We start from the raw sequence: 25,061 nt of genomic DNA, 5'->3' as shown, positions 1-25,061 counted from the left end.
TTTCCTACCCGCCGGTAGCATCCGGGTATGGCAGACACGAAGACGCAGGACCGGCAGGACCGTACGGCGGCGAAGCTCGCCAAGCGCATCGGCGCGTTCGCGAAGGCGCACGGCGGTGCGGAGGGACAGGTCGCGTACATCGGGCAGCGCGGGGCGCGGATCGTCCTCGTGGGCGCGGACGGCGGGTGGGGTGACGTGGTCGCCCCCTCGTACGACGTCGCCGTGGCCGCCGTCGAGAAGGCCGGGATCACCCGTCACGAGGAGTTCGACGGGGAGTTCGCGGCGAAGGTGGAGACCGGGCCGTACGAGTGGAAGCGGATGGCCGGCATCCAGCTCGGCGGCTGAGGCCGGCTGAGGCTTTCCGGCGGTCGGGGGCGCTTCCCGGGGCGCGCGGTCTTTTTCGGGTGCTCCCCGCGTCAACCGCGACCTGACGTACGCCTCTCCCGTTAACCCCTGTAAGGCGACGCCACCCACAGGGAGACCGGATGATCGAGACGCCGTCCCTGGTGGACCAGTACTGTCACGGCGTTCTGCGGACCGAGCTGGGTCTGGGGACGTTCGAGGCGCGGCTCGCGGGTACGGACGGGCCGCCCGCCTCCGGTACCACCCTCTTCGACACGCAGACCGGCTTCGCCGTACGCCGCTGGTGTCCGCCCGCGCTGGACCTGGAACCCCACTGCCCGCCCGCGCGTTACCTGGCCAGGCGGCGTGAGCTGGGGGTGCTGGAGGCGGGGCGGCGGCTGCTGCGGGGGTCGGGGGTGACGACGTTCCTCGTCGACACCGGGGTGCCGGACGACCTCACGCAGCCCCGTGAACTCGCCGCGACCGCCGACGCCGACGCGCGCGAGATCGTCCGCCTCGAACTCCTCGCGCAGCAGGTCGCGGACACGTCCGGGACGGTCGAGGGGTTCCTCTCCAACCTCGCGGAGTCCATGCACGGCGCCGCCGCGAACGCGGTCGCCTTCGCCGCGGCGGGACACGTCGTCGCGCCGGAGCCTCCCGACGCCGGGGAGGTGCGGGGCGCGGCCGGCCGCTGGCTCGCGGGCCGACGCGCCGGGGACGCGGTCCGGGACCCCGTCCTCCTGCGCCACCTGCTGTGGATCGCCCTCGCCTCGGGGCGCCCGCTGCAACTGCGGGTGGGGCCGGTGCTGCCGGTGGACCTCATCCGTGCGACGTCGGGGCTGGGGACGGATCTGATCCTGCTGCACGCGTATCCCCGGCACCGGGAGGCCGCCCACCTCGCGGCGGCGTATCCCCACGTGTACGTCGACTGCGGGACGGCGTTCCTGCACACGGGCGCCCGCGCGGCCACCGTCCTCGCGGAGACCCTGGAACTCGCCCCGTTCGGCAAGGTCCTCTACTCCAGCGGGGCCCGCGCGCTGCCGGAGCTGCACCTCGTCGCCGCGCGGCTGTTCCAGGAGGCGGTGGCGCGGGTGTTCGGGGGGTGGGTGGCCGAGGGGGCCTGGCTGTTGGGGGATGCGCAGCGGGTGGCGGGGATGCTGGCTTCCGGGAACGCTCGGCGGGTGTACGGGGTGGGTGACTAACGCACGGGCGGCTCGTTGGCGCCTATGGCGTATGCCGCCTGCGGGGGTGGTCCGTACTGGACATAACCCACCGTGCCTTGCGCGAGTTTTGTCCCCGCGCCGTGCGGCATACGCCGTTTGTCAGCTCGGAGCCGGCTCGAACCTGCCGGCAGCGGCGGGGGCCGAGACGGTCGGTTCGTCAGCAGGTCGTTCCCGCAGCGACAACAGCACCCGCAGCACCCAGATCCACGTCACCGTAGACCCGAACATGTGCGCCCCGACCAACACCTCGGGCAGGTTGGTGAAGTATTGGATATACCCCAGCCCCCCCTGCGCCAGCAGGATCAGGAACAGTTCCCGGGTCCTGTGCAGGGGGGGCTTCGGGGCGTCCACCGCCTTCAGGACGAACCACAGGGCGAACGTCAGCGTCACGACGATCCAGGCCAGTACCGCGTGCAGCTTCGCGATCGTCTCCCAGTCGATCGGGATGCGGTCCACCTCGCTGGAGTCGCCCGCGTGGGGGCCCGCGCCGGTGACGATCGTGCCGATCGCGATCAGCAGCGCCGAGGCGACGACCAGGGACCAGACGAGTTGCTGGACCGCCTTGCCCACCACCGGGCGGGGGGCCTCGTCGCCCTCCCTCGTGCGCTGCCACATCACCGTCGCCACCGCGATCAGTGCCGACGAGAGGAGGAAGTGGGCCGCCACCGTGTACGGGTTGAGGCCGACGAGTACGACGATGCCGCCCAGCACCGCGTTGCCCATGACCACCCAGAACTGGGCCCAGCCGAGGCGGGTGAGGGACCTGCGGTACGGCTTCTCCGACCTCGCCGCGATGATGGCCCAGCCGACCGCCGCGCACAGGACGTACGTCAGCATGCGGTTGCCGAACTCGATCGCTCCGTGCAGGCCCATTTCGCTGGTCGCCGTGAGGGAGGTGTCGGTGCACTTCGGCCAGGTCGGGCAGCCGAGGCCGGAGCCGGTGAGTCTGACCGCGCCGCCGGTGACCACGATGACGACGGACATGACGAGCGCGGCGAGGGCTGCGCGCTGGACCGTTCGGGGGGTTGGGGTCCAGCGGGCCGCGATGTAGGCGAGGGGGTTGCGCAGGGCGGCTGCGGCGTCGGCGGGGGTCAGGTTCGGCACGGGGTCCATCGTAGGCGGGGGCTTGTGCATGCGTTCACGAGGGGGCCGGTATGGGGGTGGCTGGGGTAGGGGCATTGGTGCTTGCCCGCGCTGGCGGGGTGCCGCTGCGCCCACCCGTGCCGCCCCTAGCGGCACGGGTGCCCGCAGCTACGTGAGCTGGGTGAGTGGGCGCGGGCTCGCTGTGGTTACTCCCAGCGGAAGAAGCGGCCCGCTGCCGCCAGGGCCGCTACCGACCATGCCGCCAGGATGCCCAGGTTCGCCCACGGGACTCCCGCTCCGTGTTGGAGGACGTCTCGGAGGCCGTCCGAGAGGGCTGAGATGGGGAGGAGGGACAAGACGTCCTGGGCGGCCGGCGGGTATTTGTCCATCGGGACGATGACGCCGCCGCCTACCAGGAGGAGCAGGAAGACCAGGTTGGCCGCTGCCAGTGTTGCTTCCGCCTTCAGCGTGCCTGCCATCAACAGGCCCAGGCCCGAGAACGCTGCCGTGCCCAGGAGGAGGAGCAGGAAGACCGTCAGCGGGTTGCCCTGGGGGGACCAGCCCAGGGTCAAGGCGATCGCCGTCACCAGGGCTACCTGGAGGGCCTCCGTCACCAGCACCGATGCCGTTTTGGCCGTCATCAGCGCCCAGCGGGGGAGGGGGGACGACGCCAGGCGCTTCAGGACTCCGTATCTGCGTTCGAAGCCTGTGGCGATGGCCTGGCCTGTGAAGGCTGTGGACATGACCGAGAGGGCCAGGATGCCGGGGGTCAGGAAGTCGATCGACTTGCCCCTGCCCGTGTCGACGATGTCCACCGAGCTGAAGAGGACCAGGAGGAGGGTGGGGATGATGACCGTGAGGAGGAGCTGCTCGCCGTTGCGCAGGAGCATCTTCGTCTCCAGGGCCGCCTGCGCCGCGATCATGCGGGGGAGGGGGGCGGGCCCGGGGCGGGGGGTGTAGGCGCCCGTTGCCGTCATGCGCGCAGCTCCTTGCCGGTCAGTTCCAGGAAGACGTCCTCCAGCGTGTGGCGTTCGACCGAGATGCGGTCCGGCATCACGCCGTGCTGTGCGCACCAGGAGGTTACCGTCGCGAGGAGTTGGGGGTCGATCGTGCCGGTGATCCGGTAGGAGCCGGGCGTGAGTTCGGCGGCGGCGGAGTCCGTGGGGAGGGCCTTCAGCAGGGAGCCGACGTCCAGGCCGGGGCGGCCGGTGAAGCGGAGGGTGTTCTCGGCGCCGCCCTTGCACAGGGTCTCCGGGGAGCCCTGCGCGATGACCTTCCCGGCGTCGATGATCGCGACGTCGTCGGCTAGCTGCTCGGCCTCGTCCATGTGGTGCGTCGTGAGGATGACGCAGACGCCGTCGTCGCGCAGGTCCCGTACGAGGTCCCAGGTGGCGTGGCGGGCCTGGGGGTCGAGTCCGGCGGTGGGCTCGTCGAGGAAGACGAGTTCCGGGCGGCCGACGACGGCCATGGCGAGCGCGAGGCGCTGTTGCTGGCCGCCGGAGAGGCGGCGGTAGGTGGTCCGGCCGCAGCTGCCGAGGCCGAGCCGGTCGATGAGCGCGTCCACGTCGAGGGGGTGGGCGTGGAGTTTCGCCATGTGCCGGAGCATCTCGTCGGCGCGCGCACCGGAGTACACGCCCCCCGATTGCAGCATCACGCCGATCCGGGGCTTCAGCTCGGCGGCCCGGGCGACGGGGTCGAGCCCCAGCACGCGCACCGTCCCGCCGTCCGCCCGCCGGTACCCCTCGCACACCTCGATCGTCGTCGTCTTCCCCGCGCCGTTGGGCCCCAGCACGGCGGTGACACCGCCCAGGGCCACCAGATCGAGGCCGTCCACCGCGGTCTTGGTGCCGTACCGCTTGACCAGGGCCCGGACCTGGACGACAGGCTCACTTCGCATGAGAGACGAGTCTAGGGAGCCGGGACGGGGTTCGGGCGGCCGGGTCAGGGGATCTCGTACGGCCGGTGGATCGGCAGCCAGCGTTCCGCGTACGCCACCGCGTCCCGGACCGGGAACAGGCGGGTGTCCGCCGCGCCCACCCGGCCCCGTACCACCGGGCGGTCGCGCTCGTAGTCGTGGCCGAGCTCCTCGAAGCCCTCGTCGGAGAGGGCGAGGTCGGTGACCGTGCGCCAGCCGTCCGGGGTGGGGTGGCCGTGGGTGGTGACAGGGCTGGGGACGCGGTACTCGGCGAAGTGGAAGGTGGTGCAGTTGTCGTAGCCGACGCCGAGGAGGAGGACGCGGGCGTCCAGCTCCGCCAGGCGGGCCAGGGGGCTGTGCTCGCCGAGCTGGCAGTCGGTGGCGTGGTTCGCGGTGATCTTCGCGGCGTCCGGGCCGAGCGCCGCGAACGAGGTCTCGGGGTGGGCGCTGCGCAGGGCGCCGGGCCAGCGGCGGAGCGTCTCGGGGATGACGCCCATGCCCCGGGTGAGGGTGAGCGCGGGGTCGTAGAGGGGCATGGTCGCGCGGATCTCCTCCCACCAGGACTCGGGGACCGGGGGGTCCTCCCACTGGGCCGGGTCGGAGATGTCGCCGGACTGGGTGGGGACGGTGAGCGTGCCGGTGGGGCCGAGGGCGTCGAGGAGGGCCTGGATGACGGCGACCGCGCCGCCGTTGACCCAGCCCAGGGCGGAGAGGGAGGAGTGGACGAGGAGGTTTTCGCCCGGTTTCACACCCAGCGTGCGGAGGTCGTCCGCGAGGGTCTTCCGGGTGACGAGTGGGCCGGTGGGAAGGGGTGTGGGCATGGTCGGGAGTGTCCCGCAGGGCCGGGCCGGGGTCCACCGGTTTGACCGGACGGAAGATCGTTTCCGCAGGTCAGATTAGGTATGCCTAAGTGACGCAGGGCACCGCAGGGGGGAGCGGGCGCGGCTTGCCCGACCCTGGGGAATTACGCAACAATGGCGTTGTGAAAAACGTCGGTGAGGCACCGCAGGAGGAGCTGGCTACCGGGGAGCGGTCCACCCGCAACCGCGTCGCCCGCTCGATCCTGGACCACGGCCCCTCCACCGTCGCCGAACTCGCCACCCGCCTGCGCCTGACCCAGGCGGCCGTCCGCCGCCATCTGGACGCGCTGGCCGCCGACACCGTCGTGGAGGCCCGCGAGCAGCGGGTCTACGGCGCCCGCACCCGCGGCCGTCCCGCGAAGGTGTTCGTCCTGACCGACTGCGGCCGGGACGCCTTCGACCAGTCCTACGACAAGCTGGCCGCCGAGGCGCTGCGCTGGATCGCCGAGCGCGAGGGCGGCGAGGACGCGGTCACCGCGTTCGCCCGGGCCCGCGTCGCCGCGCAGGCGCCCGCGTACCGCCGGGCCATCGCCGGGGTCCCGCCCGAGAAGCGTACGGAAGCCCTGGCCAAGGCCCTCTCGGCGGACGGGTACGCTGCTACGGCCCGGAGCGCGCCCGTGGGAGAGCAGCTCTGCCAGCACCACTGCCCCGTGGCGCACGTCGCGGAGCAGTTCCCGCAGCTCTGCGAGGCGGAGACGGAGTTCTTCGCCGAGCTGCTCGGCACCCACGTCCAGCGCCTCGCGACCATCGCCCACGGCGACGGCGTGTGCACGACGTTCGTCCCGAGGGCCTCGGCGGGCCCGAAGGACCCCCAGATTTCCCACACCGCATCAGCAAGCACGGCCGGGAGGAACCCAGCATGACCACGGAGACTGCCCACCCCGAACTAGAGGGTCTTGGCAAGTACGAGTACGGCTGGGCCGACTCCGACGAGGCCGGTGCCGCTGCCAAGCGAGGACTGAACGAGGACGTCGTCAAGGACATCTCGGGCAAGAAGTCCGAGCCCGAGTGGATGACGAAGCTGCGCCTCAAGGGCCTGCGCCTCTTCGAGAAGAAGCCTATGCCGAACTGGGGCTCCGACCTCTCCGGCATCGACTTCGACAACATCAAGTACTTCGTGCGCTCCACGGAGAAGCAGGCGGAGTCCTGGGAGGACCTGCCCGAGGACATCAAGAACACGTACGACAAGCTCGGCATCCCGGAGGCGGAGAAGCAGCGCCTCGTCGCGGGCGTCGCCGCGCAGTACGAGTCCGAGGTCGTCTACCACCAGATCCGCGAGGACCTGGAGGAGCAGGGCGTCATCTTCCTCGACACGGACACCGCGCTGAAGGAGCACCCGGAGCTCTTCAAGGAGTACTTCGGGACGGTCATCCCGGTCGGCGACAACAAGTTCGCCTCCCTCAACACGGCCGTGTGGTCCGGCGGTTCCTTCATCTACGTGCCGAAGGGCGTGCACGTCGAGATCCCGCTCCAGGCCTACTTCCGGATCAACACGGAGAACATGGGCCAGTTCGAGCGGACCCTGATCATCGTCGACGAGGGCGCCTACGTGCACTACGTCGAGGGCTGTACGGCGCCGATCTACAAGTCGGACTCCCTGCACAGCGCGGTCGTCGAGATCATCGTCAAGAAGAACGCGCGCTGCCGGTACACGACCATCCAGAACTGGTCGAACAACGTCTACAACCTGGTCACCAAGCGCGCCGTCGCCTACGAGGGCGCGACCATGGAGTGGGTCGACGGCAACATCGGCTCCAAGGTGACCATGAAGTACCCGGCCGTCTACCTCATGGGCGAGCACGCCAAGGGCGAGACCCTCTCCATCGCCTTCGCGGGCGAGGGCCAGCACCAGGACGCCGGCTCCAAGATGGTCCACATGGCGCCGAACACCTCCTCCAACATCGTCTCCAAGTCGGTGGCGCGCGGCGGTGGCCGTACCTCCTACCGCGGTCTCGTCGAGATCGGCGAGGGCGCCCACGGCTCCAAGTCCAACGTGCTGTGCGACGCGCTGCTCGTCGACACCATCTCCCGCTCCGACACGTACCCCTACGTGGACGTCCGCGAGGACGACGTGTCCATGGGCCACGAGGCGACCGTCTCCAAGGTCAGCGACGACCAGCTCTTCTACCTGATGAGCCGGGGCATGACCGAGTTCGAGGCGATGGCGATGATCGTGCGCGGCTTCGTCGAGCCGATCGCGAAGGAGCTGCCGATGGAGTACGCGCTGGAGCTGAACCGGCTGATCGAGCTCCAGATGGAAGGCGCGGTCGGCTGACCGTGGCCCCTCGGGTCGCCCTCGCACGTCATACAAGCGTAAGAAAGTGAGCACTACGACAGCCATGGCTGAGGCTCAGAACTCCCCGGTGGGGTCCACCACCGCCGGCGCCATCGCGGTGGCCGCCGAGTCCACCGTCGCCACCCGCATGAGCGCGCCCCCGTCCTACGACGTGGCGGACTTCCCCGTCCCCCACGGCCGCGAGGAGGAGTGGCGGTTCACCCCGCTGGAGCGCCTGCGCGGGCTGCACGACGGCACCGCCGTCGCCACCGGCGAGGGTGTCACGGTGGCCGTCGAGGCACCCGAGGGCGTCACCGTCGAGCTGGCCGGCCGCGACGACGCCCGGCTCGGCCGGACGGGCGCCCCCGTCGACCGGGTCGCCGCTCAGGCGTACTCCGCGTTCGAGCGGGCGGGTGTGATCACCGTCCCCAAGGAGACGGTCCTCACCGAGCCGATCCGCATCGCCGTGCACGGCGAGGGCGGCACCTCCTTCGGCCACCAGCTCATCGAGCTCGGCGCCTTCGCCGAGGCCGTCGTCGTCATCGACCACACCGGTGACGCGGTCGTCGCGGCCAACGTCGAGTACGTCCTCGGCGACGGCGCCAAGCTCACCGTCGTCTCCGTCCAGGACTGGGACGACAAGGCCGTCCACGTCGCCCAGCACAGCGCGCTGATCGGCCGCGACGCCAGCTTCAAGTCCGTCGTCGTCACCTTCGGCGGCGACGTCGTACGGCTGCACCCGCGCGTCTCCTACGCCGCGACCGGCGGCGAGGCCGAGCTGTTCGGGCTGTACTTCACCGACGCCGGGCAGCACCAGGAGCACCGCCTCCTTGTCGACCACAACACCCCGCACTGCAAGTCGAACGTCGTCTACAAGGGCGCGCTCCAGGGCGAGGGCGCCCACGCGGTGTGGATCGGCGACGTCCTCATCGAGGCCAAGGCCGAGGGCACGGACACGTACGAGCTGAACCGCAACCTCGTCCTCACCGACGGCGCGCGCGTCGACTCCGTACCGAACCTGGAGATCGAGACCGGCGAGATCGTCGGCGCCGGGCACGCCTCCGCGACCGGCCGGTTCGACGACGAGCAGCTCTTCTACCTGATGGCGCGCGGCATCCCGGCCGACGAGGCCCGCCGGCTCGTCGTGCGCGGCTTCTTCGCCGAGCTGGTCCAGCAGATCGGTGTCCCGGACATCGAGGAGCGCCTGCTCGTGAAGATCGACGCGGAGCTGGAGGCGTCCGTCTGATGGCCTTCCTACGCGCCTGCGGACTGAGCGAGCTGGAGGAGGACACCCCGAAGCGGGTGGAACTCGACGGCACGCCGGTCTCGGTCGTGCAGACCGAGGGGGAGGTGTTCGCGATCCACGACATCTGCTCGCACGCGAACGTCTCGCTCTCCGAGGGCGAGGTGGAGGACTGCCAGATCGAGTGCTGGCTGCACGGCTCCTCCTTCGACCTCCGCACCGGCAAGCCGTCCGGCCTCCCCGCGACGCGCCCCGTCCCCGTATACCCCGTAAAGATCGAAGGAGACGACGTGTTCGTCTCCCTCACCCAGGAGTCCTGAGGCATCCATGGCAACGCTTGAAATCCGAGACCTGCACGTCACCGTCGAGGCCGACAACGCCACGAAGGAGATCCTCAAGGGCGTCGACCTGACCGTGAAGCAGGGCGAGACGCACGCCATCATGGGCCCCAACGGCTCCGGCAAGTCCACGCTCGCGTACTCCCTCGCCGGTCACCCGAAGTACACGATCACCGGCGGCACGGTCCTGCTGGACGGCGAGGACGTCCTGGAGATGTCCGTCGACGAGCGCGCCCGCGCGGGCCTGTTCCTCGCGATGCAGTACCCGGTCGAGGTTCCGGGTGTCTCCGTGTCGAACTTCCTGCGGACCTCCGCCACCGCCATCCGCGGCGAGGCCCCCAAGCTGCGTACCTGGGTGAAGGAGGTCCGGGAGGCCATGGAGCGGCTCTCCATGGACCCCGCCTTCGCCGAGCGCAACGTCAACGAGGGCTTCTCCGGCGGTGAGAAGAAGCGCCACGAGATCCTCCAGCTCGAACTGCTCAAGCCGAAGATCGCGATCCTCGACGAGACGGACTCCGGCCTCGACGTCGACGCCCTGCGCGTCGTCTCCGAGGGCGTCAACCGCGTCCGCGAGTCCGGCGAGGTCGGCACGCTGCTGATCACGCACTACACGCGCATCCTGCGCTACATCAAGCCCGACCACGTCCACGTCTTCTCCAACGGCCGGATCGTCGAGTCGGGCGGCCCCGAGCTCGCCGACAAGCTGGAGAACGAGGGCTACGAGGTATACACGAAGGGCGGCGCATCAGAGTGACGCAGTTGCCGGGCCTCCTCGACGTCGAGGCGATCCGCAAGGACTTCCCCGTCCTGGACCGCCAGGTCCACGACGGCCAGAAGCTCGTGTACCTGGACAACGCGGCGACCTCGCAGAAGCCGCGCCAGGTGCTGGACGCCTTGAACGAGTACTACGAGCGCCACAACGCCAACGTCCACCGCGGTGTGCACGTGCTCGCCGAGGAGGCCACGGCGCTGTACGAGGGCGCGCGCGACAAGGTCGCCGCCTTCATCAACGCGCCCTCGCGGGACGAGGTGATCTTCACCAAGAACGCCTCCGAGTCGCTGAACCTCGTCGCGAACATGCTGGGCTGGGCCGACGAGCCCTACCGCGTGGACTCCGAGACCGAGATCGTCATCACGGAGATGGAGCACCACTCCAACATCGTGCCCTGGCAGCTGCTGTCGCAGCGGACCGGCGCGAAGCTGAAGTGGTTCGGCCTCACGGACGACGGCCGGCTGGACCTCAGCAACATCGAGGAGATCATCACCGAGAAGACGAAGATCGTCTCCTTCGTGCTGGTCTCCAACATCCTCGGCACGGTCAACCCCGTCGAGGCCATCGTGCGCCGGGCGCAGGAGGTCGGTGCGCTGGTCTGCGTCGACGCCTCGCAGGCCGCGCCGCACATGCCGCTGGACGTGCAGGCGCTCCAGGCGGACTTCGTGGCCTTCACCGGTCACAAGATGTGCGGGCCGACCGGGATCGGTGTCCTGTGGGGGCGGCAGGAACTCCTTGAGGATCTGCCGCCGTTCCTGGGCGGCGGCGAGATGATCGAGACCGTGTCGATGCACTCGTCGACGTACGCGCCGGCTCCGCACAAGTTCGAGGCGGGGACGCCGCCGATCGCGCAGGCGGTCGGTCTGGGTGCGGCGATCGACTATCTGAGCGCGATCGGCATGGACAAGATCCTGGCGCACGAGCACGCGCTGACGGAGTACGCGGTCCAGCGGCTGCTGTCGGTGCCGGATCTGCGGATCATCGGACCGTCGACGGCCGAGGACCGGGGCGCCGCGATCTCGTTCACGCTCGGTGACATCCACCCGCACGACGTGGGTCAGGTGCTGGACGAGCAGGGGATCGCCGTACGTGTCGGTCATCACTGTGCCCGGCCCGTCTGCCTGCGGTACGGAATTCCTGCGACCACGCGAGCGTCGTTCTATCTGTACTCCACGCCGGCGGAGATCGACGCTCTGGTCGACGGGCTGGAGCACGTACGGAACTTCTTCGGCTGAAGGGCGTGAGCTGAAACCGTGAAGCTGGATTCGATGTACCAGGAAGTCATCCTGGACCACTACAAGAACCCGCACGGGCGTGGTCTCCGGGACGGTGACGCCGAGGTGCACCATGTGAACCCGACGTGCGGCGACGAGATCACGCTCCGCGTGAAGTACGACGGTACGACGATCGAGGACGTGTCGTACGAGGGCCAGGGCTGCTCCATCAGCCAGGCCAGTGCCTCCGTCCTGAACGAACTCCTCGTCGGCAAGGATCTCGCCGACGCGCAGAAGATCCAGGAGACCTTCCTGGAGCTGATGCAGTCCAAGGGCCGGATCGAGCCCGACGACGCGATGGAGGAGGTCCTGGAGGACGCCGTCGCGTTCGCCGGGGTCTCCAAGTACCCGGCGCGCGTCAAGTGCGCCCTGCTGAGCTGGATGGCCTGGAAGGACGCGACGGCCCAGGCCCTCGCTTCGTCCGACGCGGAAAGGAAGACGGCATGACCGAGACCGTGCAGCTGAAGCCGGCGTCGGAGGAAGAGGTCCGCGAGGCCCTGTACGACGTCGTCGACCCGGAACTGGGCATCGACGTCGTCAACCTCGGCCTGATCTACGGCATCCACATCGACGACGCGAACATCGCGACGATCGACATGACCCTGACGTCGGCGGCCTGTCCGCTGACCGATGTCATCGAGGACCAGGCCAAGTCGGCCACTGACGGGCTGGTCAACGAGTTGCGCATCAACTGGGTGTGGATGCCGCCGTGGGGACCGGACAAGATCACGGACGACGGGCGGGACCAGTTGAGGGCGTTGGGGTTCAACGTCTGAGAGTGCTTGAGCATGACAGAGGGCGAAGTCTTCACGGACCTCGCCCTCTGTTGTTGCGTGCGATATGCGGTGTGATTATCCGAGCGGTGTCGTCACCCGGAACGAGAAGTCCTGGCGCATCGTCGTGTTGTAGCCGTACGGGTCCAGGCGGAGCTGGAAGTTCTTGTGGCGCAGGACGTAGTTGGGGTAGTTCACGGACCGCAGCATCACGGCGTCCGAGTAGGGGGAGGGCGAGGAGCAGAAGGTCGCGTCCTGGGAGAACAGGCGGGAGCCGTCGTTGCGTTCGGCCCGCAGGACGAAGTTGCGGTGGCGCAGGTAGGCGCCGTCGTGCGTCTTGAAGGTGAAGCAGGAGTTGTCGGCGAGGCCGGGGACGACCGTGAAGGTGGAGTCCTCGCGGGACTCCGAGCCGCCCGGCGCGTCGAGCTTCACGAGACCGTTGCTGACGTGCCAGTAGCGGTCGGGGTAGTTGACGGCGCTGAGCGAACGGTCGTACGGGTTGGTCGCGGGCTGCGCCGGGGGCTTGTTCGGGGCCGGCTTGGCCGGGGTGGGGGCCGGGGCGGGCTTGGAGCCGCCGGTCCCCTTGCCGTCGGTGCCCTTGTCGCCGGTGTCCTTGCCGTCGCCGTCCGCCGGGGACGGGGAGCCCGAGGGGGTGGCGGACGGGGAGGGGGAGCCCGAGGGGGTGGTGCCGCCCGCGGTCTCCTCCTTGCCCTTGCCGCCGGAGGCCGAGGCGCCCGGCGTCGGGGTGGCGAACGAGATCAGGCCGGGGCCGGCCTCCTTGGCCGACTTCGTGTCGGCCTGCTTCGCCTCGTCGGACTTGACCGACTCCTGGTCCATGACGGTGATCGCCGTGACGCAGGCCGTCACCGTGGCCAGCGCGAGGGCACCGGCCAGCCACAGACGTCGGGTGCCGGGGGCCCGCGAGATGTCCGGGGCCCAGCCGTTCTCCCACGAATTCTCTTGAGAGGGCCGGGACTTCTTGAATGGCATGCGCTGATCCTCCAGCGGCGCCCATGGCGGGGCCGCGAATGCGGGGGCCCGGTGTGTGAACGGTGAAACACTAGTGGACCCTGTGACGGGGGAGTACCTGTTTGGGTGATCGCGTTCGATAACGCTTTCTCAACTGCCGTTCACAGGGCGGGATCAGCGGCGTCGCGCGTGTGTATGTGTACGGGTGTACCTATCGATGTGTACGCTCGTACGCATGGGATACCTGATGCTCGCCGGCGCGATCCTCGCCGAGGTGATTGCCACCAGCGCGATGAAGTACAGCGACGGTTTCAGCAAGTTGTGGCCGTCCCTGCTGACCGGGCTCGGCTATGTCGTGTCGTTCGCGCTGCTCGCGCAGGCGCTGCGGAGCGTGTCCATCGGGACGGCGTACGCGATCTGGGCGGGCGTCGGTACGGCGACCATCGCGGTGATCGGCGTCGTGCTGTTCGGGGACGGGGTCGGGGGTGCGAAGATCGCCGGGATTCTGTTGATCGTGGCGGGAGTCGTGGTGCTCAACCTCGGCGGGGCGCACTGATGGGGCGGCGGTACGACCCCGAGCGGCGGCAGCGGATCATCGACGCGGCGCTGTGTGTCGTACGGCGGAAGGGGCTGGACGGGCTGAGCCATCGGACCGTCGCGGCCGAGGCGGATGTGCCGCTCGGGTCGACGACCTATCACTTCGCCACGCTGGACGAGCTGATGGTCGCCGCGCTTCGGCAGGCTAACGAGCGGTTCGGTGAAATGCTCGCGGGCGAGGTCGAGTTGTGGGAGTCGGGGAGTGATCTCGCGGGCGGGCTCGCTCGGTTGCTGGGGGAGTGGCTGCAAGGGGATGTGGGGCGGGTGGAGTTGGAGTACGAGCTGTATCTCGCGGCTTTGCGGCGGCCCGCGTTGAAGGTGGTGGCGGGGGAATGGGCCGAGACCGCGGGGGAGTTGCTGGCGCGGAGGACGGATGAGGTGACGGCTCGGGGGGTGGTGGCGTTGCTGGACGGGATCTGTTTGCAGGTGTTGCTGACGGGGGTGGGGTATGACGAGGGGGCGGCTCGGGAGGTGTTGGGGAGGGTGATCGGGGGGTGAGGGGTTGTGTGTGCGGGGCCGCTGTGGCGTGGCGTGGGGCGCGGGGGTTCGGGGGTGGGTCGGGGGTGCCGGGGGTGCGGCGAGCCCGTCGCGGACGGTGTGGGCCGGTGGGGTGGACCGAGCCGTGCGCTGGTGTCTTCGTAAGCGACGGGCTGCGCCGCACCCCCGGCACCCCACTCCCCGCCGTACGCTGCTCTCCCGCCGCGCCGGGGACTGTCAGGGGTGCTTGCCTGAGGTGCCTCGTACCGTTCTCGCCGTCGGTCTGGTCGTTCGTACCCTGAGACAGCCTTCGGCTGGTTCGCTTCTGTGGGTATTCGCCGGTTAGGTTTCCTCCATGAGTGACACGACTGCACCTGGTACCGGCGGCGCGGTGGCCGCGGGTCTTGCCACCATCGCCGCTGATGGGACCGTACTCGACACGTGGTTCCCCGCCCCCGCCCTCGACGCCGGGCCCGGCCCCTCGGGGAGTGAGCGGCTGTCGGCCGAGAAGGCGGTCGAACTGCTCGGGGAGGGCGCGGCGAAGGCGATCGGGGCCGACGCGCGCCGGGGTGTCGAGGTGGTCGCGGTCCGTACGGTCATCTCCTCGCTGGCCGAGAAGCCGGTGGACGCGCACGACGCGTATCTGCGGCTGCACCTGCTCTCCCACCGGCTCGTGAAGCCGCACGGGCTGAGCCTCGACGGGATCTTCGGGTTCCTCGCGAACGTGGCGTGGACCTCGCTGGGGCCGGTCGCCGTGGACGACGTCGAGAAGGTCCGGCTGAACGCGCGCGCCGAGGGGCTCCACCTCCAGGTGACGTCCATCGACAAGTTCCCCCGCATGACCGACTACGTCGCCCCCAAGGGCGTCCGCATCGCCGACGCCGACCGCGTCCGCCTCGGTGCGCACCTCGCCGAGGGCACGACCGTCATGCACGAGGGCTTCGTCAACTTCAACGCGGGGACGCTCGGCACGTCCATGGTCGAGGGCCGTATCTCCGCCGGGGTCGTCGTCGGGGACGGTTCCGACATCGGGGGCGGGGCGTCCACGATGGGCACGCTGTCCGGGGGCGGGAACGTCCGCATCACGATCGGCGAGCGGTGCCTGATCGGGGCCGAGGCCGGGGTGGGTATCGCCCTGGGCGACGAATGCGTGGTCGAGGCGGGCCTGTACGTCACCGCCGGCACCCGCGTCACCATGCCGGACGGCCAGATCGTGAAGGCTCGTGAGCTGTCGGGCGCGTCGAACATCCTCTTCCGCCGCAACTCCGTCACCGGGACGGTCGAGGCTCGGCCGAACAACGCGGTGTGGGGCGGGCTGAACGAGATCCTGCACAGCCACAACTGACCGACACCGCCTGCTGGTTCGCTGAGCGCTCTGCCCCGGCCCGGGGGAGGGCGCTCACGCGTTGGCGGCGGCCCACTCCCCCAACACCCTGAAGTCGCCCTCCCTCAGGCCCAGTCGGGGATTCACGTGGTGGAGGAGGGCTGGGGCGGGGTGGTGGGCCGTGACGTACTCCGTGTCCGCCGGGGACTGCTCGTCGTCCACCCAGGCGAAGGGGCGGCCTGCGGCGTACGTCAGCAAGTGGGGTGTTTTCCAGTGGAGTTCGTCGGGGCGGAGGGCGAGGAGGTCGGCGCCGAAGTCGACGTAGGGGAGGGGCGGGAGATTCACGGTCGGGGCTATCCAGGTGTTCGCCAGGGACATCCAGGTCGTTGCCCAGACCAGGTCGTAGGGGAGGGCCAGGAGGGAAGGGCCGTGGGTGGGGTTGAGCCAGACCCGGAGGGGGCGGGGGTGGGAGGGGACTGTGGCGCGGATGGTCGTGTAGCCCTCGGGGCGGCGTTCCGGTTGGGCCGCGTAGGGGTTCAACGGGCCGTCCACGTCCAGGAAGAGGAGGGGGCGGGGTGGCATGGTGCTCACGGTAGAGGGGGGTCGTCTTTTCGGTCAGTTCATGGACGGCGTCATCCGCATTCCTCGTACGCCGCGCGCAGCGCTCTCCTCGTCTCGGTGTCCGCGTTCAGGAGTGGGCGTCGTACCGGGCCCGAGGGGAGGCCCAGGTCGGCGAGGAGGGCCTTGGCGGTGACCGTGCCGGGGAGGTCGGAGGCCATCATCAACTCGGTGAGGGGGATGAGGCGTTGCTGGGCTCGGGCCGCTGCCGAGGTGTCACCCGCGTCGAACAGGTCCAGGACCCCGCGGACTTGGCGGGCGGCGGCGTTCGCGATCGTGCTGACGTAGCCCGTGCCGCCTACGGCGTACAGGGCGAGGTTGTGTTCGTCGCAGCCCGCGTAGTACGCCAGGTCCGTGCGGGAGATGAGCTTCTGGGCGGCGAGGAAGTCGTAGGAGCAGTCCTTGACCGCGATGATGCGGGGGTGTTCGGACAGGCGCAGGAGGGTGGGGGGTTCGAGGCGGGTGGCGGTGCGGGAGGGGATGTCGTAGAGCATGACCGGGAGTTCGCTGAGGTCGGCGATCTCGCGGAGGTGGGATTCGACGGCGGCTTGGGGCGGGCGGCTGTAGTAGGGCGGCGCCAGGAGGATGCCTGTCGCGCCGGACTTGGCCGCGTCCAGGGCGAGTTGGGCCGAGTGGTGGGTGTCCGCGGTGCCGACTCCCGTGAGGATGGGGGTGGTTGGGCCCACGGCTTCCCGTACCGCTCGTACCAGCGCCGACTTCTCCGCGTCCGTCGTCGTGGGGGATTCGCCGGTCGTGCCGGAGAGGACCAGGCCGTCGCAGCCCTCGCCGATCAGGTGGGCGGCCAGGCGTTGCGCGCCGTCCAGGTCGAGGGCACCGGTCTCGGTGAAGGGGGTGATCATCGCGCAGAGGGCGCGGCCGAAGGTGGTCATGGGAGTAGTGTCGGCGGGGTGATGGTGTAGCTCTACTTAAATCTGCTACCCGGTATTGATTAGCAGTGCTTCTCCGAAGGCGGTCCGCCCTGGTGAGGCCCTGTGTCCAAACGCCCGTCCGTCCGTCACCATGGCCGAGGGAAACCGCCACAGGGGAGGCAGTATGAGGCTCGGCAGGGCAGTCGCCACCGGCGTCGCGGAAGAGTGCGTCGACGTCGTCGAGGACGAGGTCGAACTCGTCGACGAGCAGCAGGAGTTGGCCGTCGAAGAGGTGCCGGTCGGCCGATGAGGCTGCGGCTGCCGGAGGAACGTCCGGATCGGCCGCCGACCGGATACAAGATCGCTCGCCCGGTGCTGTCGTACGACGGCACCCGGGCCGGGTTCACGGGCGTGTCGCTGGGCGGCGCGCTGCCGTACGGGGTGGTCGCGGAGGCGTCGTGCGGGTACGGGCTGCGGCACCGGGCGCCGCAGCGGCGGTGCGACTGCGGGTTCCACTGCGTGCACGAGCGGGGTACCGCCGAGGGGCTGCTCTGTGTCGCCGAGAACCGTGACGCGGTGCTGCTGGACGTGACCGTCCTGGGCGCCTACATCCGCTTCGAGCTGGGGTTCCGGTACGCGAGACAGCGTGTCCGCACGATGACCGTCGGGCCCTGCGCCTGTGGCGCCCCCGCCGCCGCGCTCGCCGACGCCGGGTGGGGTCGGCCGGGGTGGCTCGGGCTCGCCGCGTCCTGCGCGGGCTGCGTGCGGGGCCGTACCGCCGTCTCCCTCGCCTCGTTCGCGCGGCTGGCCGGCGAGGGGCTGCGGGTCGTCGCCCGGGAGGGGAAGGTGCCCGCGCGGTTCGGGGTGCCCGAACTCACCGCGGAGGCCGCGCTGTTGCAGGCGCGGCTGGACTGGTTCCAGAGCCAGTTGTCGCGGCTGGGGGAGGACGGGGAGAAGGCGTAAGGCGGAGCCCCTCACAGGGGGCGTCTAGTCATGCCCGCTCACCGACAACTCTTCTCGCCTGGACAAAAAAAGTTTTCGGTGAGACGGTGGAGCCATGCTGGACGTCACCGTGATCGAGAACCCCGAGGCGGCAGCCGCGACGCTGGACCCGATAAGGGCGCGGCTGCTCGCGGAGCTGGCCGCCGGACCCGCGTCCGCCGCGATGCTGGCCGGGCGGGTCGGGCTGCCCCGGCAGAAGGTGAACTATCACCTCAAGGCGCTGGAGAAGCACGGGCTGGTCGAGCTGGCCGGGGAGCGGCGCAAGGGGAATGTCACCGAGCGGCTGATGCGGGCCACCGCCGCGTCGTACGTCATCTCACCGCTGGCCCTCGCGGAGGTGCAGCCGGACCCCGACAGGTTCCGTGACCAGCTCTCCGCGCGCTGGCTGCTGGCGCTGGGCGCACGGCTCGTACGGGACGTCGGCTCGCTGATCACCGGCGCGGCCAAAGCCCGTCAGGGGCTGGCCACTTACGCGCTGGACGGCGAGGTGCGGTTCGCGTCCGCCGCCGAACGGGCCGCGTTCGTCCAGGAGTTAACGGCCGGGGTGAGCGCGCTGATCCGTAAGTACGACGCGCCGGACGCGGCGGGCGGGCGTGATCACCGGATCGTGCTCGGGCTGCACCCGACGCTCAAAGAGACGCCGTCCCGTACCGAACTGACTGAGAAGTGAGGAGAGTTGCCATGTCCGAGGGCACGGAGAAGGAATTCGAGATCGTCCGCGAGTTCGAGGTGGACGCGACGCCGGAGCAGGTGTGGGAGGCGGTGACGCGGAACTCCGGGGCGTATCTGTGGCCCATGGAGGCGCCCGAGCCTCGCGTCGGGGGGAGCGGGCCGTTCGGGTCGACCGTCACGGCGTGGGAACCGCCGTACCGGTACACGAACGTGAGCGAGGACGTGGGCATGGCCGTCCAGTCCCGGAACCAGCTCGACTACACCGTCGAGCCCCGGGACGAGGGGCGGCGGGCGTGGGTGCGGTACGTGCACAGCGGGATCTTCGTCGACGACTGGGAGAACCAGTACGACGGGGCCGGGCGGCACACGGACTTCTATCTGCACACGCTGCGGGAGTACTTGACGCACTTCGCTCCGCGGGCGGTGGCGTTCTCCTCGGTGCAGGGGCCGGCTGCTTCTGCGACGCCGGACGCTCTTGCCCTGGTGGCGCGGGAGTTGGGGGTCGGGGAGGTCGTCGGGGAGCGGGTTGCCGTGCGCGGGCCGCGTGAGTTCGAGGCCGTACTCGACTATCGGACGCCGGAGTTCATCGGGTTGCGGACCGAGCGGGAGCTTGTCCGGGTGTTCGGGCGTGGGAGGTGGGGGGCGCCGGTGGGGATCAGCGTGCATGACTTCGGGGAGGGCGCGGATCCCAAGGCTGCGGAGGCGGGTTGGCAGGGGTGGCTGGACGGGGTGTTCGGGGGGTAGGGGGTCACCGCTTCCTGTTCCGTGCGGCCAGGTCGACGAGGCGGCGTACTTCGCGGGTCGCCTCGTGGTCGCCCAGTTCTTCCAGGGCTTCGGCGAGGGCCAGGAGGACATCCGGGGTCTCTCGCAGTCGCAGCAAGGCGAAGTTGATCAGTGCGATGACGCGGTTCCGCAGGGTGCCGGCGTCCGTGCCGGGGGCCAACTGGACGGGGGCGATGAGGAGTCGGACGGACTCCAGCCAGAGGTCGTAGGTCTCGCGGGGGCCGGAGATGGGGGAGCGGACGAAGGCGTCGATAAGGTCGACCTTCCTGAAAGTCTCGGCCGGGGGCTCCGGTTCGGCGAAGGCGGCGACCGGGGTGGCCTGCGCAGCCTCCTCTTCCCCCTCCGGTGCCGCCAACCCGAATGCCGGTGGGTAGCTCGCCGCCAAGTCACCGTCCATCTCCGGCAGTTGGGCCGACGCCTCCTTCACCATGTGGTCCGTCAGGCCGATCACGAACTTCTCGTACGCCCGGGGGTCCTCCCGCATCAGGTCGACCAGGCACCGGTCCGTGTACGCCGCGCCGAGCGTCGCCATCCGGAGCTGCAAGTCGGCGACCTCCGCCGGGAGTTCGCGGCTGACCCCGGTCCAGAAGAGGGGCAGGAGGGCCACCGGCTCCTCCGGCCCCGCGAGCCGTACGCGTTCCTTCACCACCGCCCACTCCCGCGCGCACCAAGAGCTCGCGAGGTAGTCGTCCGTCAGCAGGACGACCAGGAATCTGGTCCGCCCCAGCGCCGTACCGATCTTCCGGCGCCAGCCCTGACCGAGCCGTACGGCACCGGTGTTGAGGAAGCCCTCGTTCGGGGCCGAGCGCCCGCGTTTGATCTCCACCTCCTGCTGGAGCCGGGCATGGAACTGCTCCACCAGGTCGCTGTCGGCGCGGCGTTCGGCGTAGCTGGTGAAGAAGAACGGCGGTCGGCCGGTCACGGATCCTCCCCGAAGTCGTGGGCCCATCCGGCGTCAGCCGTGGCCGTTCGTCCGCCGGTTCTTGGTCGCCTTGTCCACCAGGTGGCGTACGACGCGTGTCGCCTCATTGTTGCCCTGTTCCTCCAGGGCGTCCGCGAGGGCGCTGAGGATCTCCCCCGAAGGGGCGGCCTCGTTGACGATGGCGATGACGCGGTTGCGGGCCGAGCCGCCGTCGACCAGCGGGGCGAACAGACCCGGTCCCACGGCGAGTCGGATGGACTGGACCCACAGGTCGAAGGTCTCGCGCGTGCCGTTGACGGGGAGCGGACGATGGCCTCGATGAGGGTGCGCTTGTCGGTCGGGTCGAGGAGGCTGCCGGAGCCGGGGACCGGCGTGCCGTGCGGCGGGGTGCTGGGCCCGAGCTGGTCCAGGTAGCCCTCGTAGCCGAACTGGTAGACGAACTCGGCGGTCGTCAGGAGTGTGCCGGGGTGGCAGCCCGCGCGGCGGGCGAGGTATTCGGCCTGCTCGTTGGTGAGGCCGTCGGCGTGTTCGAGGAGGAGGCCCTCGGCGACCGTCGGGCTGAGTCCGCCGAGTTCGAGGCGGTTCTCGCCCCAAGTGAGGCCCTTCGTCCGGGAGGTGACGAGACGGTGCCCGGTGCCGGGGACGAAGTGCTCGTAGATGCGGTCGGGATCGGAGACGTTGTCGTACACGAACAGCCACTTGCTGTCGGGTCTGGGCTTCGGCGGCCCGCCCAGCGTTTGCGCGCAGCGCTCGCGCAGCTCCTGTTCCTGCGTCTCGATCAGCGTGAGCAGCCGGTCGTCGTCGGTCTCGCCGAAGCACTCGAACCACCAGGCCACGTCGTAACGCCGGGTGAACCGCTGGCAATAGGCGATCGCCATCTGGGTCTTGCCGAACCCCTGCCCCGACTCGGCGTCGTGCAGCAGGACATGGCCGTACTGCCGGAAGAGCCTGGTGAGCTGGGCGATCTGCTCGTCGCGGCCGGTGAACGGCAGCCCCAGTTCAGGGATGTTGGATATCGGCGGCGGCGCCGTCGCCGGACGGGCCGAGCGCGGCAGGGGGAGGGTCACCGCGCGTCCCCCTCGCGCTGACCCGGTACGGTCGGTCCCGCGTCGTCGACCATGTCGCGCAGACGCTGCGCCTGCGCCTCGTCCGAGCCGGTGAGCTGGGCGACCTGAACACCCCGGCGCACGAGCAACGGCCTTGGCTCGGTGTCGATCTGAACGGGGATCAGGTCCGCCGCGTCCGCCCCGATGAACACCTCCTCCCACTGATAGGGGTCGGGTGCTCCGGCGGTGAAGTAGCTGCGCGAGAACACCACGACGACTCGCGAACTCTCCGCCCGCGCCCGCGCGACCGCTTCCGACAGCGGCTCCAACTCCGTTCTCCAGCGCACCTGGTGGACGGTGGCCGTGCCGGGGTCCTCCTCCAGGACCTCCTGTATCCAGTCGGCCCACGGCTGGTCGGCGCCGACGTAACTGATGGCGACGGAGCGGAGTCGGGCGGGCGGACCGCTTCCTCGGTGGCCCACGTCGGAGTAGCGCAGGTAGCCGCCGTTCCCCGAGCCGTGGGTCACCAGGTCGCCACCCGGGACGGTCCGGCCGACGCGCGCGGGTGCGGGGGCCGTGCCGAACGCCGGTGTGAGCGTGCGGAGTTCGTCGCCTTCCAGGGGTTCGAGGCGGAAGCCCTGCGCCTTCGCGATCCGGCGCGCGAGCAGGCCCAGGAGAGCGACGTACAGGTCGGCCGCCTCGGGGAGCTGGGACTGCATCAGACCCGACAGGCCTCTGCTCTCGTACAGTCGACCGGCCTCGGAACCCGCGCCGTCCAGTTCGGTGAGGAACGGCCAGGGGGCCGGGATGCCCTCGGGAGGTTCGTACGGGGGTTCCGGATTCCACACGAGGGGGATCACGCAGTCGGCGAGCGGCTGGTCCGTGAGGAACTCCTGGCTGCGGACGCGGCGTTGGAACACCGACCACTCCAGGCCGCAGTCACGGTCCTGGAAGTAGTGCCGGGAGTACAGCGCGACCAGCACGCCGACCCGCGTGACCCCGCGCTCCAGCACCGGTCCCGAGCCTGTCTGCGGTCCGAGCACACCGGCCACCCACAAGCCCTCCTGGGCCTTGAGCCGGTACTCCAGGTCGGCGTGGAAGCGGCTGAGCGACGGCCAGCCGTCGGCCTGTGTGCAGCTGGTGTAGAAGTAGTTGACGGATCGATCCACGCGCCCCTCGCAGACTGCCGCCGGGTGGCCGGCAGGGCGTTGCTCTCACCGGCTTGGACCTGTGCTTCGCAACGTCTGGCTCCGGGTCGGTCCGGGGCCCCCGCTCCTTGAGGATAGGCTTCCTTGACCGCCCTGGGTACAGTGAAGAGTGCCTGACGGGCGCACACGTCAGGCGTACGGGCACACGTCAGGCGTACGGGGTGATATTCGCCGACGTCTCACGAGTCCCGGACTGTAGCAGGGTCCTGGGCCGGTCCCGGCGCGAGCGCGGGGCTCGGGGGGAATGGAGTCTGGCGTGAAGAGGACCGAGCGCGACAGTGAAGGCAGGCGGGAACAGGGAGAGTTAGCCGACCTGGTCCGGGCGGCGTCCGGGGATCAGCTGCACGGCTTACCGCGTTCCGCGATCATCGAGGCACTCCTACGCCGGACCAGGAGCGGTCCCCTCACCCCGCCGGGGTGGCACAGTGCCGTCTGACACCCAACCGGCCGTCACCTTCTCCCAGTTCGTCGTCAAGCTGTACTCCCGCTGCGACTTCACCTGCCCCGACTGCTACGTCTACGCCCTCCGCGACACCGGCTGGTCCACCCAGCCCCGCGCGATGCCGTATGCCGTACGGGAGTTGACGGCCCGTCGGATAGCGGACCACGTCCGCGCGCACCGCCCGCCACGCGCCCGCGTCATGCTGCACGGCGGCGAACCCCTCCTCGCGGGCCCGCGCCGCATCGCGCACTTCGCGCAGGCGCTGCACGAGCAGTGGCGCGACCTGGACACCCCGCTGGACCTCGTCGTCCAGACCAACGGCGCCCAGATCGAGGCGAGTTGGCTGGACGTCTTCCAGCGGTACGGCATCCGCGCGGGCGTCAGCCTCGACGGAACGCGGGAGGCGCACGACCGGCGCCGGCGGCGCGCGTCGGGCCGGGGGACGTACGACGACGTACTGAAAGCGCTGGAGCTGCTGCGCGCACACCCGTCCCTGTACGCCGGACTGCTGTGCACGGTCGACCTCGCGGCCGACCCGGTGGAGACCTACGAGGCCCTCCTGAAGCAGCAACCCCCGTCCCTGGACCTCCTGTTGCCGCTCGGCACCCGCCAGCACCCGCCGCCCGGCCTGGAGTCGGGGGACACCCCGTACGCCCGCTGGCTCGCGGCGGCCTTCGACCGCTGGTTCGACGCGCCGGTCCGCGAGGTCCCGGTGCGGATGTTCGACTCGCTGGTGGACGTCCTCCTCGGCGGGGCGTCCGGCACCGAAGTATGGGGAGTCGGCGGTTCCGACGTCGTCGTGATCCAGCCCGACGGCGCGATCGAGCAGAACGACATCCTCAAGGCCGTACACGAGGGAGCCGCGAGCACCGGCTTCCATCTCGCCCGGCACAGCCTCGACGAGGCCGCCGCGCACCCGGGGTTCGCGGCCGAGCGGGCGGGGATCGGCGGGCTGTGCGGCGAGTGCCGGGACTGTCCCGTCGTACGCGTGTGCGGCGGAGGGCTGCGGGCGCACCGGTACCGGGCCGCGGGCGGGTACGACAACCCGTCCTGTTACTGCGCCGATCTCAAGGCGTTCATCGCGCACGTTTCCGAACGCGTGAACGACAGTCTGCTCGCACTGGTGAAAGAGCGTCACAACCCCGTTACAGAGCAAGGGAATCCCTCTACCATGGGGATGCCCGCCGGGGTAGAGCCGTTGCATTGATCAAAGGGAACGCAAGGGCCTGGGCTGGGCCGGGGGGAGGCGAGCATGGTGCCGTACTTCTTCGTCAGCCATGCGGTCGAGGGTGCGGGGCGACGGGACGTCGAACACTTCCACGCGGATCTCCAGACCGAGATCCGGGGGCGCACCAACCGCGAGCCGGGGTACGAGGGACTCCTCGCCGACCACCGCCGCAGCGATCTGGCGCTCGCCCCGCCGGCCGAGGTCCCGGCGATGAACTGCCGTTGCCTGGTGGTCCTTTACTCCCAGGAATACTTCCGCAGCCCCTCCTGCACCTACGACCTCTCCGTCTTCGAGGAGCGCCTCAGCTGGCGCCTGCACCGTACCGGCGACGCCTCGGTGCGGCCGGTCGGGGTGGTGTGGCAGAGCGCCGGGCTGCCCGCGCGGCTGGTCGAGGAGACGGCCCGGCAGTCGGGCCGGCCCGCCGGGACGGACTATCCCCGCAGCGGAGTAGGGCAGTTGATCCGCGACCCGGCCGCGAGGGGCGGCTACTTACGGGTGTTGCGGAATGTCGCCGAGCGGGTACTGTCGGCGGCGGACCGAACACCCCCCACCATGACCGCACATGACGCCGGGTACCTGACCCCTTTCCGGGCTATGTCCCGTACGTCTGTCGTCTCATGGGATGTGCACCTTGCCCCCGTACCGGTACCGTGGCTCAGCGGGCGCACCGGTACGCCACAGGAGACGGCCCCCCCGGGGACCGCGATCGAGCGGCCGGACTCGCCCCCTCGCACCAGATCCTGGTTCTCCTCCCCGGCGGACGGTGAGCGTCCCGTCCTCCGCGGACCGCATGGCTGACGCGAACA

29 protein-coding genes are annotated in these 25,061 nt (G+C 70.2%); 19 read left to right on the top strand and 10 right to left on the bottom strand.

Features of this window, described 5'->3' with window-relative positions; genetic code table 11:
- Window positions 1-27: 27 nt before the first annotated feature.
- Both ACQCO7_RS10220 and ACQCO7_RS10215 read left to right on the top strand, forming a co-directional pair.
- Window positions 28-345, top strand: a complete 318-nt coding sequence (locus ACQCO7_RS10220; RefSeq protein ID WP_464071520.1) for a hypothetical protein — start codon at window positions 28-30, stop codon at window positions 343-345.
- A gap of 140 nt (window positions 346-485) precedes the next feature.
- Window positions 486-1,544 carry an amidohydrolase gene (locus ACQCO7_RS10215; protein ID WP_464071519.1) on the top strand — a complete coding sequence of 353 codons (1,059 nt, stop codon included), beginning with the start codon at window positions 486-488 and terminating at the stop codon, window positions 1,542-1,544.
- A 120-nt stretch (window positions 1,545-1,664) separates the two neighbouring features.
- On the opposite strand, the gene ACQCO7_RS10210 is transcribed toward ACQCO7_RS10215, so the two are convergent.
- The 4 genes from ACQCO7_RS10210 to ACQCO7_RS10195 all read right to left on the bottom strand — a co-directional run bounded on the left by ACQCO7_RS10210 (window position 1,665) and on the right by ACQCO7_RS10195 (window position 5,384).
- A complete protein-coding gene (locus tag ACQCO7_RS10210) occupies window positions 1,665-2,678 on the bottom strand; it encodes a COX15/CtaA family protein (RefSeq protein ID WP_464071518.1) in 1,014 nt (337 codons plus the stop codon).
- 176 nt (window positions 2,679-2,854) lie between these two features.
- Window positions 2,855-3,625 (bottom strand): ABC transporter permease, encoded by a 771-nt coding sequence (locus tag ACQCO7_RS10205; protein ID WP_464071517.1) that lies wholly within the window; start codon window positions 3,623-3,625, stop codon window positions 2,855-2,857.
- The gene (locus ACQCO7_RS10200; RefSeq protein ID WP_464071516.1) at window positions 3,622-4,545 is read right to left on the bottom strand and encodes an ABC transporter ATP-binding protein; all 924 of its coding nucleotides are present in this window, start codon (window positions 4,543-4,545) and stop codon (window positions 3,622-3,624) included. The genes ACQCO7_RS10205 and ACQCO7_RS10200 overlap by 4 nt, the downstream gene beginning before the upstream one ends.
- 44 nt (window positions 4,546-4,589) lie before the next feature.
- On the bottom strand, window positions 4,590-5,384 hold the full coding sequence (locus ACQCO7_RS10195; protein ID WP_464071515.1) for an AAC(3) family N-acetyltransferase: 795 nt from the start codon (window positions 5,382-5,384) through the stop codon (window positions 4,590-4,592).
- A gap of 161 nt (window positions 5,385-5,545) precedes the next feature.
- On the opposite strand from ACQCO7_RS10195, the gene ACQCO7_RS10190 reads away from it, so the two are divergent.
- The 8 genes from ACQCO7_RS10190 (at window position 5,546) to ACQCO7_RS10155 (ending at window position 12,101) form a co-directional block, all read left to right on the top strand.
- Complete coding sequence (locus tag ACQCO7_RS10190; RefSeq protein WP_464071514.1) at window positions 5,546-6,286, top strand: helix-turn-helix transcriptional regulator; 741 nt, start codon at window positions 5,546-5,548, stop codon at window positions 6,284-6,286.
- Window positions 6,283-7,698, top strand: a complete 1,416-nt coding sequence (sufB, locus tag ACQCO7_RS10185) for a Fe-S cluster assembly protein SufB (protein WP_464071513.1) — start codon at window positions 6,283-6,285, stop codon at window positions 7,696-7,698. The genes ACQCO7_RS10190 and sufB overlap by 4 nt, the downstream gene beginning before the upstream one ends.
- Before the next feature lie 64 nt (window positions 7,699-7,762).
- Window positions 7,763-8,944, top strand: a complete 1,182-nt coding sequence (sufD, locus tag ACQCO7_RS10180) for a Fe-S cluster assembly protein SufD (RefSeq protein ID WP_464071512.1) — start codon at window positions 7,763-7,765, stop codon at window positions 8,942-8,944.
- A complete protein-coding gene (locus ACQCO7_RS10175) occupies window positions 8,944-9,261 on the top strand; it encodes a bifunctional 3-phenylpropionate/cinnamic acid dioxygenase ferredoxin subunit (protein ID WP_464071511.1) in 318 nt (105 codons plus the stop codon). The genes sufD and ACQCO7_RS10175 overlap by 1 nt, the downstream gene beginning before the upstream one ends.
- A gap of 7 nt (window positions 9,262-9,268) precedes the next feature.
- Window positions 9,269-10,033: a Fe-S cluster assembly ATPase SufC gene (gene sufC / locus ACQCO7_RS10170; RefSeq protein ID WP_409119532.1), complete on the top strand. Its 765-nt coding sequence runs from the start codon at window positions 9,269-9,271 to the stop codon at window positions 10,031-10,033.
- Window positions 10,030-11,286: a cysteine desulfurase gene (locus ACQCO7_RS10165; RefSeq protein ID WP_464071510.1), complete on the top strand. Its 1,257-nt coding sequence runs from the start codon at window positions 10,030-10,032 to the stop codon at window positions 11,284-11,286. Before sufC ends, ACQCO7_RS10165 begins: the two co-directional genes overlap by 4 nt.
- Before the next feature lie 18 nt (window positions 11,287-11,304).
- A complete protein-coding gene (gene sufU, locus ACQCO7_RS10160; protein WP_464071509.1) occupies window positions 11,305-11,772 on the top strand; it encodes a Fe-S cluster assembly sulfur transfer protein SufU in 468 nt (155 codons plus the stop codon).
- A complete protein-coding gene (locus tag ACQCO7_RS10155) occupies window positions 11,769-12,101 on the top strand; it encodes a metal-sulfur cluster assembly factor (protein ID WP_464071508.1) in 333 nt (110 codons plus the stop codon). Before sufU ends, ACQCO7_RS10155 begins: the two co-directional genes overlap by 4 nt.
- A 75-nt stretch (window positions 12,102-12,176) precedes the next feature.
- On the opposite strand, the gene ACQCO7_RS10150 is transcribed toward ACQCO7_RS10155, so the two are convergent.
- Entirely contained in the window at window positions 12,177-13,088 is a 912-nt protein-coding gene (locus ACQCO7_RS10150; protein ID WP_464071507.1) for an AbfB domain-containing protein, read from the bottom strand.
- A 214-nt stretch (window positions 13,089-13,302) separates the two neighbouring features.
- On the opposite strand from ACQCO7_RS10150, the gene ACQCO7_RS10145 reads away from it, so the two are divergent.
- The 3 genes from ACQCO7_RS10145 to dapD all read left to right on the top strand — a co-directional run bounded on the left by ACQCO7_RS10145 (window position 13,303) and on the right by dapD (window position 15,486).
- The gene (locus ACQCO7_RS10145; RefSeq protein ID WP_409119537.1) at window positions 13,303-13,623 is read left to right on the top strand and encodes a DMT family transporter; all 321 of its coding nucleotides are present in this window, start codon (window positions 13,303-13,305) and stop codon (window positions 13,621-13,623) included.
- Window positions 13,623-14,162, top strand: a complete 540-nt coding sequence (locus ACQCO7_RS10140) for a TetR/AcrR family transcriptional regulator (RefSeq protein ID WP_464071506.1) — start codon at window positions 13,623-13,625, stop codon at window positions 14,160-14,162. Before ACQCO7_RS10145 ends, ACQCO7_RS10140 begins: the two co-directional genes overlap by 1 nt.
- 334 nt (window positions 14,163-14,496) lie before the next feature.
- Window positions 14,497-15,486 (top strand): 2,3,4,5-tetrahydropyridine-2,6-dicarboxylate N-succinyltransferase, encoded by a 990-nt coding sequence (gene dapD / locus ACQCO7_RS10135; RefSeq protein WP_409117699.1) that lies wholly within the window; start codon window positions 14,497-14,499, stop codon window positions 15,484-15,486.
- 54 nt (window positions 15,487-15,540) lie between these two features.
- Here the strand turns inward: dapD and ACQCO7_RS10130 are convergent, their stop codons facing one another.
- Window positions 15,541-16,047: a hypothetical protein gene (locus ACQCO7_RS10130; RefSeq protein ID WP_464071505.1), complete on the bottom strand. Its 507-nt coding sequence runs from the start codon at window positions 16,045-16,047 to the stop codon at window positions 15,541-15,543.
- 50 nt (window positions 16,048-16,097) lie between these two features.
- Window positions 16,098-16,973 (bottom strand): 4-hydroxy-tetrahydrodipicolinate synthase, encoded by an 876-nt coding sequence (gene dapA / locus ACQCO7_RS10125; RefSeq protein WP_464071504.1) that lies wholly within the window; start codon window positions 16,971-16,973, stop codon window positions 16,098-16,100.
- 163 nt (window positions 16,974-17,136) lie between these two features.
- Between dapA and ACQCO7_RS10120 the strand changes: the two genes are divergently transcribed.
- The 4 genes from ACQCO7_RS10120 to ACQCO7_RS10105 all read left to right on the top strand — a co-directional run bounded on the left by ACQCO7_RS10120 (window position 17,137) and on the right by ACQCO7_RS10105 (window position 19,370).
- Window positions 17,137-17,262 (top strand): hypothetical protein, encoded by a 126-nt coding sequence (locus tag ACQCO7_RS10120; protein ID WP_464071503.1) that lies wholly within the window; start codon window positions 17,137-17,139, stop codon window positions 17,260-17,262.
- Window positions 17,259-17,915: a hypothetical protein gene (locus ACQCO7_RS10115; protein WP_464071502.1), complete on the top strand. Its 657-nt coding sequence runs from the start codon at window positions 17,259-17,261 to the stop codon at window positions 17,913-17,915. Before ACQCO7_RS10120 ends, ACQCO7_RS10115 begins: the two co-directional genes overlap by 4 nt.
- A gap of 94 nt (window positions 17,916-18,009) precedes the next feature.
- Complete coding sequence (locus tag ACQCO7_RS10110) at window positions 18,010-18,624, top strand: ArsR/SmtB family transcription factor (RefSeq protein WP_464071501.1); 615 nt, start codon at window positions 18,010-18,012, stop codon at window positions 18,622-18,624.
- Between the two features lie 11 nt (window positions 18,625-18,635).
- Entirely contained in the window at window positions 18,636-19,370 is a 735-nt protein-coding gene (locus tag ACQCO7_RS10105; protein ID WP_464071500.1) for an SRPBCC family protein, read from the top strand.
- A 4-nt stretch (window positions 19,371-19,374) separates the two neighbouring features.
- Here the strand turns inward: ACQCO7_RS10105 and ACQCO7_RS10100 are convergent, their stop codons facing one another.
- From ACQCO7_RS10100 to ACQCO7_RS10090, 3 genes are read right to left on the bottom strand one after another with little or no spacing between them, the layout of a single operon-like run.
- Window positions 19,375-20,331, bottom strand: a complete 957-nt coding sequence (locus ACQCO7_RS10100) for a TIR domain-containing protein (RefSeq protein ID WP_464071499.1) — start codon at window positions 20,329-20,331, stop codon at window positions 19,375-19,377.
- Window positions 20,328-21,398 (bottom strand): hypothetical protein, encoded by a 1,071-nt coding sequence (locus tag ACQCO7_RS10095; RefSeq protein WP_464071498.1) that lies wholly within the window; start codon window positions 21,396-21,398, stop codon window positions 20,328-20,330. The genes ACQCO7_RS10100 and ACQCO7_RS10095 overlap by 4 nt, the downstream gene beginning before the upstream one ends.
- Window positions 21,395-22,546: a TIR domain-containing protein gene (locus ACQCO7_RS10090; RefSeq protein ID WP_464071497.1), complete on the bottom strand. Its 1,152-nt coding sequence runs from the start codon at window positions 22,544-22,546 to the stop codon at window positions 21,395-21,397. Before ACQCO7_RS10090 ends, ACQCO7_RS10095 begins: the two co-directional genes overlap by 4 nt.
- Before the next feature lie 464 nt (window positions 22,547-23,010).
- Here ACQCO7_RS10090 and ACQCO7_RS10085 point away from each other — a divergent pair, with 464 nt between their 5' ends.
- Both ACQCO7_RS10085 and ACQCO7_RS10080 read left to right on the top strand, forming a co-directional pair.
- Window positions 23,011-24,234: an FxsB family cyclophane-forming radical SAM/SPASM peptide maturase gene (locus tag ACQCO7_RS10085; RefSeq protein WP_464071496.1), complete on the top strand. Its 1,224-nt coding sequence runs from the start codon at window positions 23,011-23,013 to the stop codon at window positions 24,232-24,234.
- Window positions 24,235-24,279: 45 nt separating this feature from the next.
- The gene (locus ACQCO7_RS10080) at window positions 24,280-25,053 is read left to right on the top strand and encodes a hypothetical protein (protein WP_464071495.1); all 774 of its coding nucleotides are present in this window, start codon (window positions 24,280-24,282) and stop codon (window positions 25,051-25,053) included.
- Window positions 25,054-25,061 lie beyond the last annotated feature (8 nt).

It is taken from the genome of Streptomyces saintjeani, assembly GCF_055409605.1.
Note: the sequence above shows the minus strand (reverse complement) of the source record. Positions and strands in the feature narration are given on the sequence as shown.

What these genes read in the sequence shown, in the direction of transcription:
- ACQCO7_RS10220 (WP_464071520.1), top strand. Translation starts at nt 28, where the DNA reads ATGGCAGACACGAAGACGCAGGACCGGCAGGACCGTACGGCGGCGAAG.
- ACQCO7_RS10215 (WP_464071519.1), top strand. Translation starts at nt 486, where the DNA reads ATGATCGAGACGCCGTCCCTGGTGGACCAGTACTGTCACGGCGTTCTG.
- ACQCO7_RS10210 (WP_464071518.1), bottom strand. Translation starts at nt 2,678, where the DNA reads ATGGACCCCGTGCCGAACCTGACCCCCGCCGACGCCGCAGCCGCCCTG.
- ACQCO7_RS10205 (WP_464071517.1), bottom strand. Translation starts at nt 3,625, where the DNA reads ATGACGGCAACGGGCGCCTACACCCCCCGCCCCGGGCCCGCCCCCCTC.
- ACQCO7_RS10200 (WP_464071516.1), bottom strand. Translation starts at nt 4,545, where the DNA reads ATGCGAAGTGAGCCTGTCGTCCAGGTCCGGGCCCTGGTCAAGCGGTAC.
- ACQCO7_RS10195 (WP_464071515.1), bottom strand. Translation starts at nt 5,384, where the DNA reads ATGCCCACACCCCTTCCCACCGGCCCACTCGTCACCCGGAAGACCCTC.
- sufB (WP_464071513.1), top strand. Translation starts at nt 6,283, where the DNA reads ATGACCACGGAGACTGCCCACCCCGAACTAGAGGGTCTTGGCAAGTAC.
- sufD (WP_464071512.1), top strand. Translation starts at nt 7,763, where the DNA reads ATGGCTGAGGCTCAGAACTCCCCGGTGGGGTCCACCACCGCCGGCGCC.
- ACQCO7_RS10175 (WP_464071511.1), top strand. Translation starts at nt 8,944, where the DNA reads ATGGCCTTCCTACGCGCCTGCGGACTGAGCGAGCTGGAGGAGGACACC.
- sufC (WP_409119532.1), top strand. Translation starts at nt 9,269, where the DNA reads ATGGCAACGCTTGAAATCCGAGACCTGCACGTCACCGTCGAGGCCGAC.
- ACQCO7_RS10155 (WP_464071508.1), top strand. Translation starts at nt 11,769, where the DNA reads ATGACCGAGACCGTGCAGCTGAAGCCGGCGTCGGAGGAAGAGGTCCGC.
- ACQCO7_RS10150 (WP_464071507.1), bottom strand. Translation starts at nt 13,088, where the DNA reads ATGCCATTCAAGAAGTCCCGGCCCTCTCAAGAGAATTCGTGGGAGAAC.
- ACQCO7_RS10145 (WP_409119537.1), top strand. Translation starts at nt 13,303, where the DNA reads ATGGGATACCTGATGCTCGCCGGCGCGATCCTCGCCGAGGTGATTGCC.
- ACQCO7_RS10140 (WP_464071506.1), top strand. Translation starts at nt 13,623, where the DNA reads ATGGGGCGGCGGTACGACCCCGAGCGGCGGCAGCGGATCATCGACGCG.
- dapD (WP_409117699.1), top strand. Translation starts at nt 14,497, where the DNA reads ATGAGTGACACGACTGCACCTGGTACCGGCGGCGCGGTGGCCGCGGGT.
- ACQCO7_RS10130 (WP_464071505.1), bottom strand. Translation starts at nt 16,047, where the DNA reads ATGCCACCCCGCCCCCTCCTCTTCCTGGACGTGGACGGCCCGTTGAAC.
- dapA (WP_464071504.1), bottom strand. Translation starts at nt 16,973, where the DNA reads ATGACCACCTTCGGCCGCGCCCTCTGCGCGATGATCACCCCCTTCACC.
- ACQCO7_RS10120 (WP_464071503.1), top strand. Translation starts at nt 17,137, where the DNA reads ATGAGGCTCGGCAGGGCAGTCGCCACCGGCGTCGCGGAAGAGTGCGTC.
- ACQCO7_RS10115 (WP_464071502.1), top strand. Translation starts at nt 17,259, where the DNA reads ATGAGGCTGCGGCTGCCGGAGGAACGTCCGGATCGGCCGCCGACCGGA.
- ACQCO7_RS10110 (WP_464071501.1), top strand. Translation starts at nt 18,010, where the DNA reads ATGCTGGACGTCACCGTGATCGAGAACCCCGAGGCGGCAGCCGCGACG.
- ACQCO7_RS10105 (WP_464071500.1), top strand. Translation starts at nt 18,636, where the DNA reads ATGTCCGAGGGCACGGAGAAGGAATTCGAGATCGTCCGCGAGTTCGAG.
- ACQCO7_RS10080 (WP_464071495.1), top strand. Translation starts at nt 24,280, where the DNA reads ATGGTGCCGTACTTCTTCGTCAGCCATGCGGTCGAGGGTGCGGGGCGA.